The sequence below is a fragment of the uncultured Thiocystis sp. genome, from assembly GCF_903866365.1.
In the GTDB taxonomy this organism is placed as follows: Bacteria; Pseudomonadota; Gammaproteobacteria; order Chromatiales; family Chromatiaceae; genus Chromatium.
Genome location: NZ_CAIPNF010000173.1, coordinates 1 through 9,514 on the forward strand (window position 1 = coordinate 1; position 9,514 = coordinate 9,514).

The 9,514-nt window shown below is 63.5% G+C and carries 10 protein-coding genes and 1 pseudogene; 9 read left to right on the forward strand and 2 right to left on the reverse strand.

Annotated features, from left to right (window positions below; genetic code table 11):
- Positions 1 to 214: 214 nt before the first annotated feature.
- Positions 215 to 355 (forward strand): annotated as a pseudogene (locus QZY07_RS09535) (hypothetical protein); the annotation flags it as partial.
- 193 nt (positions 356 to 548) lie between these two features.
- Positions 549 to 1,235 (forward strand): methyl-accepting chemotaxis protein, encoded by a 687-nt coding sequence (locus tag QZY07_RS09540; protein ID WP_295401903.1) that lies wholly within the window; start codon positions 549 to 551, stop codon positions 1,233 to 1,235.
- Positions 1,236 to 1,258: 23 nt separating this feature from the next.
- Here the strand turns inward: QZY07_RS09540 and QZY07_RS09545 are convergent, their stop codons facing one another.
- Both QZY07_RS09545 and QZY07_RS09550 read right to left on the reverse strand, forming a co-directional pair.
- Entirely contained in the window at positions 1,259 to 1,666 is a 408-nt protein-coding gene (locus QZY07_RS09545; protein ID WP_295401905.1) for a type II toxin-antitoxin system VapC family toxin, read from the reverse strand.
- A complete protein-coding gene (locus QZY07_RS09550) occupies positions 1,663 to 1,902 on the reverse strand; it encodes a type II toxin-antitoxin system VapB family antitoxin (protein ID WP_295401907.1) in 240 nt (79 codons plus the stop codon). The genes QZY07_RS09545 and QZY07_RS09550 overlap by 4 nt, the downstream gene beginning before the upstream one ends.
- A 410-nt stretch (positions 1,903 to 2,312) precedes the next feature.
- On the opposite strand from QZY07_RS09550, the gene QZY07_RS09555 reads away from it, so the two are divergent.
- Genes QZY07_RS09555 through QZY07_RS09585 form a run of 7 tightly spaced genes read left to right on the forward strand, consistent with a single transcriptional unit; the run spans position 2,313 to position 9,438 of the window.
- A complete protein-coding gene (locus QZY07_RS09555; RefSeq protein WP_295401909.1) occupies positions 2,313 to 3,035 on the forward strand; it encodes a 4Fe-4S dicluster domain-containing protein in 723 nt (240 codons plus the stop codon).
- Positions 3,036 to 3,050: 15 nt separating this feature from the next.
- On the forward strand, positions 3,051 to 3,938 hold the full coding sequence (gene nrfD, locus QZY07_RS09560; protein ID WP_295401911.1) for an NrfD/PsrC family molybdoenzyme membrane anchor subunit: 888 nt from the start codon (positions 3,051 to 3,053) through the stop codon (positions 3,936 to 3,938).
- 18 nt (positions 3,939 to 3,956) lie between these two features.
- The gene (locus tag QZY07_RS09565) at positions 3,957 to 6,701 is read left to right on the forward strand and encodes a molybdopterin-dependent oxidoreductase (protein ID WP_295401913.1); all 2,745 of its coding nucleotides are present in this window, start codon (positions 3,957 to 3,959) and stop codon (positions 6,699 to 6,701) included.
- 57 nt (positions 6,702 to 6,758) lie between these two features.
- Entirely contained in the window at positions 6,759 to 7,508 is a 750-nt protein-coding gene (locus QZY07_RS09570; RefSeq protein WP_295401915.1) for a molecular chaperone TorD family protein, read from the forward strand.
- 12 nt (positions 7,509 to 7,520) lie between these two features.
- Entirely contained in the window at positions 7,521 to 8,654 is a 1,134-nt protein-coding gene (locus QZY07_RS09575; protein ID WP_295401916.1) for a glycosyltransferase family 4 protein, read from the forward strand.
- On the forward strand, positions 8,654 to 9,085 hold the full coding sequence (locus tag QZY07_RS09580) for a methylglyoxal synthase (protein WP_295401918.1): 432 nt from the start codon (positions 8,654 to 8,656) through the stop codon (positions 9,083 to 9,085). The genes QZY07_RS09575 and QZY07_RS09580 overlap by 1 nt, the downstream gene beginning before the upstream one ends.
- Positions 9,082 to 9,438, forward strand: coding sequence for a 4Fe-4S dicluster domain-containing protein (locus QZY07_RS09585; RefSeq protein ID WP_295401919.1), 357 nt, complete (start codon positions 9,082 to 9,084; stop codon positions 9,436 to 9,438). Before QZY07_RS09580 ends, QZY07_RS09585 begins: the two co-directional genes overlap by 4 nt.
- Positions 9,439 to 9,514 lie beyond the last annotated feature (76 nt).

Here is a 9,514-nt window from a genome sequence, read left to right on the forward strand (position 1 = left end):
CGACGTGCTCAAGGAACGTCCGCGCCGCCGTCGCTTGCAAACCGTTCCGGCCAGGGTCATGCAGATGATGAACTCACAAGTGCGTCAACGGTGCGGTTAAGTTGGCGCTTATGGGGTCAACACCACGGTCGAGACCCTGCGCCGGACGGTGAACGACATCCGCGACATCGTCGAAGCCGCCGCCCAGGGTGATTTCGAGCAACGACTCCAGACCATGGGCCAAGAGGGCGTTTTTCTGCAGATCGTCGAGGGACTCAACAAGCTATCGGGCCTGGTCTCGCTTGGACTTGAGGATGTAGCGCGCGTGCTCCAGGCGATGGCCAACCGCGACCTGACCCAGGGCATCGACGCGCAGCATCAAGGGGTCTTCGGGCACCTGAAGGACGATGCCAATGCCACGATCACCGCCACGCGCACGGTCGTCAATCAGATCAAGGACGCGACCGAATCCATCCACGTCCGCCGCGCAGGAACTCTCGGTTGGCAACACCGACCTCTCGCATCGCACCGAGCAGCAGGCGAGCAACCTGGAGGAGACCGCTTCGCGCATGGAAGAGCTGAGCACGACGGTCAAGCAGACCGCCGCGAATGCCCAGCAGTGTCAAGCCTTGACACGCCGCTCCAACGAGACGGCGCTGCGCTGCGGCGACCTGGTCAAGCAGGCCGTCACCACCATGGGCGAGATCCAGGGCAGCTCCAGCCGGATCGCGGACATCACCGATGTCATCGACGGCATTGCCTTCCAAACCAACATCCTGGCCTTGAACGCCGCCGTCGAGGCGGCACGGGCCGGCGAACAGGGGCGCGGTTTCGCGGTCGTCGCCGCCGAGGTCCGTCACCTGGCGCAACGCAGCGCCACCGCCGCGCGCGAGATCAAGTCGCTGATCGCCGAGTCGGTGGGGCGGATAGGGACGGGAGAGCGACTGGTCCAGCAGGCCGGCACGGCCATGGATGAGGTCGTGTCCAGCTTTCAGCAGGTCACCAGCCTAGTCGTCGAGATCGCCCAGGTCAGCGGCGAACAGACGGCGGAGGTGGAGCAGGTCGCGCAGGCGATCGCCCAGATGGACGCGATCACCCAGCAGAACGCCGCGCTCGTCGAACAGGCTGCCGCCGCCGCAGAGAGTCTGGAGGAACAGGCCGGCGAACTGGAGCGGACGGTGGGGTTGTTCAGGCTGGTGCGGACTGAGGCCCTGGTATCCACGACGCCGAGTATGCGTATGCTCGAATCGCGCTAACTCACTGGCGAGCTTGCGCTCGGTCAGGGCGCGGGCCGCCAGACCGCGGCGATGTCCGTCTGTGAAAAATCCTCCCCCTTGAACAGTAGCGGCAGTCCGCGCACCTTGGCCGAGGCGTAGCTAAAAACATCCCCGAAGTTCAAGCCGGCTGGATGCCCGCTGCCTTTGCCATAGGAGACAAAGGCCGCGAACGCGGCATTCAATTCGTTTTCCCCCGGCGCCACCAGCTCGAACATCGGTAGTTGTAGCAGATTGTCCACGAGCACAACCGCACGCTCGCCCCGGCGTCCATGCACCACCATGCGGGTTTCAAGCGCGGTCGGGGTGCTGATCAGTACCCGCCGCGCTTGCTGGATGAGGCCGACGAAGACCTCGCGCTCGGGTTCCCCGAAGGCGATTGCCACCAGCGCAGAGGTATCAATGACAATCACCTGGGGAGTCCTAGGTCGTCCCAGGTCAGGGGATCACCGGCGTCTTTCCGATCAGGGATACGGTCGAGCTGGTCGAGCAGCGCGCTCAGGCGCTCTGCTGGTTGACCATGGGCTTCCAGCTCGTGCAGGAGTTGATCGACCGCGCGCTCAACGGCGGCGGTCTTGCTCAAGCCGGTGGCTCTGGCGAGCCGTTCCACCTTGCCGACAACGGCCGGATTGGCGATCTGTAGGGACATGCGTCAGTCCTTCGGGAGTGAAATCAATTCCGTCAATATAGACGCGGATGCCGCTCCGGACCAACCCAGGTTGTCTGAGCGTCTGCCAGAACCGACCTCAACGTGCGTTACCTTTTGGTAACGAGCAAGCTGAATCTGTTACCTTCGTATTAAGTCTCTAAATAATCGAGATAAAGACGGCAACGACCGATTTCAGCGTTACGTTTTGGTAACGCAAACCCCGCTAAATTCCTCGCCATCGCCCCGACAGAATCCAGCCTAGTCGAAAAATCACCAATCCAATCAATCGCCTGATTTCCATATTGAAACCCTCAGGTATGCAATCTGCTTTCTCCATCCAGGGATAAGCGGCCGCGACGACGGCCCACGTTCACCGCCCACATCGGGCTCACCTGGGGAGGAGAAGCATCATGCCAGTCGGGTTACAAGCCCCACCATCGCTCGGCGTGCCGGGCAAGAAACGCTGGGCGATGGTCATCGACCTGCGCCGCTGCATCGGTTGCATGGCCTGCGTCTGCGCGGACAAGGCCGAGTACGACGTGCCATTGGGGGTCTGGCGCACCATCGTCAAGGTCAAGGACACCGGGAGCTATCCCAACACCAAGCGCCATTTCATGCCGCGCCTGTGCAACCACTGCGACAACCCGCCGTGCGTGCGCAACTGTCCGACCGAGGCCACCTACAAGCACGAGGAAGGCTTCGTGCTGCAACGCTACGAGCGCTGCATCGCCTGTCGCACCTGCATCGCGGCCTGTCCCTACAACGCCCGTCATGTCCTGCCCAAGAATCGCGATCGGGTCCAGGTCGGCGGGGTGGTGGATAAATGCACCTTCTGCCACCACCGGGTTGCGGCCGACATGGTGCCGGCCTGCGTGCAGACCTGTCTGGGCCGTTCGCGCATCTTCGGCGACCTGAACGATCCCAACAGCGAGGTCGCGCGGCTGGTGGCCCGCCACAGCATGGTGACCCTCAAGCCCGAGAAGGGCACCGCGCCGCAGGTCTATTACATTCAGCCGGACCGCATCAACACCCAGCAGGTCCATAGTCAGCCGGTGTCCTACGCCGCGCGCGCGGATGCGGCGGCTTTCTACCGCCACAACCGTGGCAGCCAATTCTTTTCCGGCGTGCTTTGAGGGGGAGAGCCAGACATGTTCGAGTATTCGGAATTCAATATCGCCCCCTGGGGTTGGGAGATTACGGTTTACTTCTTTCTCATCGGCACGGCGGCCATGACCTTCGTCTATGCCGCCGCGCCGGCGGTCTTTGGCAACGTCTTCGGTGGCGTGGCGCGTTCCATGGAGCCCTTTCAGAAGATCGGCATGCTGGCGGCGCTGGTGCTGCTGATGATTTCGGGTCCGCTGCTGATCATCGATCTGGGGGTGCCGGAGCGCTTCCTCTATCCCATCCTGTATTTCCACTGGACCTCGCCGCTGTCCTGGGGCGCGCTCTTCCTGCCGCTGTTCGGGTTGTGCATCGTCGGTTTTCTCGCCGCCCTCTGGACCAACCGTCCGGGGCTGCTCAAGCCGATCGGCATCCTCGGCATGCTGCTCAGTCTCTCCATGCCGCTCTATACCGGGCTGGATCTGATGGTGCATCAGACCCGCGAGCTGTGGAACAACCCGACCATCCCGGTGCTGTTCGTGATCCTCTCGGTCAACTCAGGCACGGCCCTGGTGAGCCTGGTGCAGCTCGTGCGCGGTCAGTTCGATGCGCGCACCCATGAGTTTCTGCATTGGTTCCTCTTTGTCGCCCTGGGCACCACGCTGGCCCTCTTCCTCGGTGAATTGGTGACGCTGATGTACGGCAGCGAGGAGTTGCAGCAGGCCTGGACGATCATCAATAGTCAGTTCGCCGTGCAGTTCTGGCTCCTGACCTTTCTGCTCGGCATCCTGTTGCCCATGCTGCTCATGATCCTGACCCACTTCAGACCGAACCCGGTGTTATTCACCCTGGCCGCCGTACTCGCTGCCGTGGGAGCTTATTTCTTCCGCACCGTGCTGATCGTCGTCGGTCAGTTGACCCAGATCTATTTCTGATTCAGGAGCATCATTCACATGAGCAATCGCGCAACGAGCGATCTCGGACGCATCAGCCGCCGCGACTTCATCAAGCTGGGGGCCGCCGTGGGTGGCGCCGCCGGCGCCTTGTCACTGGGCAGCCGGCGTCTGATGGCGATGGAGCAGGAACTCGGCGGTGATGATTTTTCAGCCATCACCGGCGCCAAGCGTCAGGCCGTGCCCTACACCTGCCTGGTTTGCAACATTGAGGACGGCGGCGTGGCCTTCGTGGAGAACGGGCGCATCGTCAAGCTGGAAGGCAACATGGACCACCCCAACACCCGCGGCAAGCTGTGCGCCAAGGGCAATTCGGGGTTCCTGCATGTCTACGACCCGGACCGGATCATGACCCCGCTGCTGCGCACCGGGAAACGCGGCGAGGGGAAGTGGAAACGCATCTCCTATGACGAAGCCACCAGCCTGCTGGCCAAGAAGCTGCGCGACGTGATCGACCGCGCCCAGTCCGAGGGGGACGAGGCCATCCTCAACGAGATCGCCTTCAAGTGGGGACGCAATCGCACCGGTGGGGGCATCCACCGCTTCATGCATGCGCTTGGCTCCAACACTATGATCAACCACACCAACATCTGCGAGTCCTCGAAGAAGGTGGGGCTGGAGCCCTCCTGGGGGCCGGACATCGAGTCCTGCGACTGGGCCAACACCAAGTACATCCTCAACTTCGGCTCCAATGTCCTGGAGACCGCCTATTTCATGAACCCCAACGCCCAGCGTCTGGTCGACGGCGTGGTGGGCAACAAGGCCAAGCTGGTGTCCTTCGACGTGCGGTTGTCCAACACCTCGGGCTTCGCCGACGAGGCCTACTATCCCTATCCGGGGACGGACAGCGCCATCGCGCTCGCGATGGCCCATGTGATTATGAACGAGGGTCTCTACGATGCCGCCTTCATTCGCGACTGGACCAATGTCACCGCCGAGCAGCTCATCGAGCATCTGAAACCTTACACTCCGGAGTTCGCCGAGCAGGAATCCACCGTGCCGGCCCGCGACATCCGCCGCATCGCCCGCGAGTTCGCCACCACCAAACCCGCGACCACCTTTTCCTATCGCGGCCCGGCCAAGCATGTCTACGGCGCCTATCAGGAAGCGGCCATCCACATGCTCAATGTCATCACCGGCAATGTGGAGAAGAAGGGCGGCTACTGTCTGCCGCGCGGCATGGATTGGCCCCAGCCCCAACCAGAACCGCCCAAGGGCAAGACGGCCAGCCTGCTGGCCGCTCCGCCGCTCTATCCGCTCGCCTCGCACCACGTCTCCACCCACGCCCCCTACATGGTCATGAAGGGCGAGGCCAAGGTTGCGGTGTGGATGGCCTTCTATGACAACCCGGTCTACACCTATCCATCCAGCCACGTCTGGAAGAGCTTTCTCACCAACGAGAAGCTGGTTCCTTTCTTCACCTCCTTCAGCCCTTACATGTCGGAAACGGCGGAACTGGCCGACCTCATCATCCCCGACGTCACCTACCTGGAACGTCACGATCCCGAGTCGATGCCCAGTGGACTCTATCCCTGTCTGTCCATTCGTCAGCCGGTCATCAAGCCCCTGGGCGGCACCCAAGAATTCCGTCAGACCCTGATCGACGTCATCCAAAAAGTGGATCCGGATGGCTCGCTCGGCATCAAGCAATACTTCGCCTTCAACACGGTCGAGGACTGGATGCGCGCCCACTTCGACGCCATCCCCGGACTGAAGGATGAGGGCGGTTGGGATCTCATGAAGCGCAAGGGCGTGTGGCCCATCTACGGCAAGGTGGACAAGGAGACCGCCAAGATCGTCGACAAAAATGGCAATGAGGTCGAGCCAGAATACGGCCTGCATAAGAAGCCAGTGTCCGCCGCCGACATGGAGGGCGCGACGATCGCCGCGGATGGCACCATCAGTAAGGACGGCAAGGCGATCGGGGTCATGCAAGGCGAACAAAGTGCCGTAGGCTTCGGCACCCCATCGCGCCGCATCGAGCTGTTCAAGCAGAGCTACAAGGACTACGGCTTCAATCCCTTGCCGGTCTACAAACGTTTACCGTCCCGCGAGAAGCGTTCCGATGAGCTGGTACTCACGACCTTCAAGGTGAATGTGCATACCCAGAGCCGAACCGCCTCGCTCAAATACCTAGCCGAGCTCTATCACAAGAACCCCGCCTGGATAAACCCCAAGACCGCCGTGGCGCGCGGTATCGCCGATGGCGACCTGATCCGGGTGACGTCCGGGGTGGGCCATATCGTCACCCGTGCCCATGTCACCGAGGGCATCCACCCGGAAGTGGTCGCCATCTCCACCGCCTGCGGCCACTCGGCTTACGGGCGTCTGGCCCAGCTCAAGCAACAGGAGGCGGCGGCCGAATGGGCGCAGGGCGGCGATCCCGACATCACCCACAACGTCTGGTGGAACGACAAGGGTGTGCATCCCAATCCTATCATCCGACTCTCGGTGGACCCCATCGGCGGTTCGCAAGGATGGTTCGACACCTTGGTAACGGTCAGCAAGGCCGAGCCTGGCGACACCTATGGTGACGTGGAGGCCAGCGTGGACGCCTCGGTCAAGGACTACGAGCAGAGCCTACAACGGGGACTTGCACCGGGCCAATCACAGGGAAGTGGACATCGATTGGGATCACCTGCCCGAGCCGGGCGAGCATGGAGGTGGGCATTGAGGGGGAAGTGGACAGTTGTCAGTTGTCAGTTGTCAGTGAGCAGCTCGTTATCCGAGCTGCGAGGCGCATAGAGATCAGGATGGGCAGGCGGCATCCTGCCCGTCCTACCCAACCGAGGAGTTGAACGAATGCAGACCAGCCAACAGGCCGCGCTCCGGGAATCCGTGCCGGTCGTCTCCGATGAATTGATCGCCGAGCGCGCGGCGCTGGCGGGGCTCTACCGCCTGGTCGCACGCTGTCTTGAGGAAGAGCCGGATCGGGAACTGCTGCGCCTGCTGCGCGGGGAACTGCGCGAACCCCTCGCCGCCGCAGGCTGGCCATTGAGCGCTGAATTTCTGGAGGATCCCGAGGACGTGCTATTGGAGGCATTGGCCGTGGAATACACCGGCCTCTTCGTCGCCCCCGGCGGCGTCAGTCCCTACGCCTCGGTGTTCGAGACCGGCGCCCTGTTCCGGGCACCCTGCGACCGCGTCATGACGGCCTACCGCGAGGCTGGCTTCGACTATCAACGGCGGCTAAGCGGGGAGTTTCCCGATCATGTCGGAACCATGCTGGGCTTTCTCGGACACCTGTCCGAGGCCGAGGCGCGCGCGTGGCAAGCGGATGATACGGTGGCGGCCGATCAGGCAAGGCAGCGCCACGACCGCTTTCTCCGGGAACAGCTCGGTCCCTGGGCGCCCGGCTGGTGCCAGCGCGCGGCTCGGGCCGCGCTGCAACCCTTCTACCGGCAGGTTCTCCAGTTCACCGAACAGCTTCTGTGGCAGACCCTGGGCGAGGTCACCGACCGGCGCGGGCTCAAGGAACTCATGGCCCAGAACCAGCGCGAGCCGAAAAAGCTCGACTACAACGCGGACTTCCGCAAGGCATCGGGACTCTGAGAGGACAACGGCATGCGTCTCCTGATCGTCGAGGGCTCGGGTCGCGGCTTCCTGTGCCAGTACAGTCACGCCCTGGCCATGGGTCTGCACCAGGCCGGGGAAGAGGTCAGGCTCTTGACCGGCGCCCGCGATGAATTGGCCGACTGGACGGTGCCGTTCGACAAGCGATCCTGTCTCGCCGACGGGCTGGCCGGCTGGTCCTGTCTGCGTCGGCAGGTACGGGAGTATGCGCCCGCCGTGGTGCATCTCCAGTGGATCAATCGCCCGTTGGCGGCCCTGTTGTTCATTCACTGGGCCAGATCCCGCGGGATCGCGGTGGTCTATACGCCCCACAACATCTTGCCCCATGAGCGCCGCTGGTTGAGTCTGCCGCTGTTTCGCGCGCTTTACCGACGGGTCGATCGGGTGGTGGCGCGCGATCAGCATCTGGGCTGGGCGCTGGAGGAACTGCTCGACACCCCCCAGGAGCGCCTTGCCTATCTGCCCGGCAGCCCCAATCCACTGGCGCTCGATGTCTTTCCTCCTGCGGTTTGTCCGGAACTGAGCGCGCGCGCGTCCGGCCAGCTCCGGATCCTTTTTTTCGGGCATGGCTCGGCCCGCAAGGGATTGGATGGCTTTCTCCAAGTTATCGCCGCCCGCGACTGGCCGGATTACTTGCAGCTGGTGGTGGCGGGAGAGGGCGTGTTGACGGGGATCGAGGATCGCCTGCTCGCCGCCGCCCGCGCCCGGCTGCGGATCACGGTGATCGACCGCTACCTGCGTCCACCGGAGGTCAAGCAGCTTTTTTCCACTGGCGATCTCCTGGTCATGCCCTACCGCAAACGCTGCAAGAGCCCGCTGACCGACCTGGCGGCGGCCTTTGGCGTCCCGGTGCTGCGCTCCGACCGGGTGCAGGGAACCGGGTTTCGCGAGGGCTGGCAGGGCCTGACCTATCCCCATGATTGCCCCGAGCGGCTCGCCGAGATTCTGATGGATCTGATCCACGACCCGGCGGCGCTGACCGCCTTGCGTGGACTCTGCGAGCCGGTGCAGGTCGCGATGGCGCGGTTGGCCGAGGGGCACCGGCTGCTGTATCGCGAGGTGCACGCCGAGGCTGGATCAATCCCGATCACGGCGGCGCGCAACCCGCTCGCCGGAGGTCTCTGATGTCCGGTGCCGGCAAGACCCTGATCCTGATCGCCCACAGCCAACGCCTGCCGGAGCTGGTGAAGCTGATCCGTAAACGCCAGGTCGTGTTCGCGGACTATCGGCTGCTGGCGACCCTGGAGACCGGCGCGGCCATCGAGGCCGAGACCGGGCTGGAGGTCACCTCCCTGTTCTCCGGGCGCACGGGCGGCGAGATCCAGCTCTGCGGACTGATCTGCACCAACAGCATCCGCGCCGTCTATTTCATCCGCGACCTGGAGAACGTCCGGCTGGACGAGCCCGACATCACGCCCTTCTATCGTGCCTGCGATCTCAACAACGTCCCGCTCGCGACCAACCTGGTCGGCGCGGTCGCCCTGACCCATTGGTTGGGGCGTCATCTCGAACGGGTCGGCGCGGCGCCCGGTTTGGATCTGGCGGAGGCCGAATGAGCGGGGGTGTGCACCATCAAGAGAGTCTCGCGGCGGCGGTTGGGTTGCTGGACAAGCGTGCGCTGCTGGAGGAGGAGGCGCTGTGTCTCAATGTGCGCGGACGGGCCGAACACTGTCGCCGCTGCGCCAACGCCTGCCATGCCGACGCCCTCGCCTTGTCCCCCGATGCCCTGGACGTCGACCGGGAACGCTGCACCGGCTGCGGCGGCTGTGTCCCCGCCTGTCCGGCGGGTGCCTTACGTCTGAGCGGCTTCTCGCCCGTGCGGTTTCTCGCGGCCTTGGGGGGCGAAACCCATAAGCGCCAACATAGCCGACAAGCCCTTGAAAATCAGTGGAGAGGTGCGATGTGTTAGCTTTTTGCTGCCATGCTCCACGCCCCTCAGCCCGTCGATCTTGCGTTTGAAGCGTTTCTGAAGGAATTGCCACCCG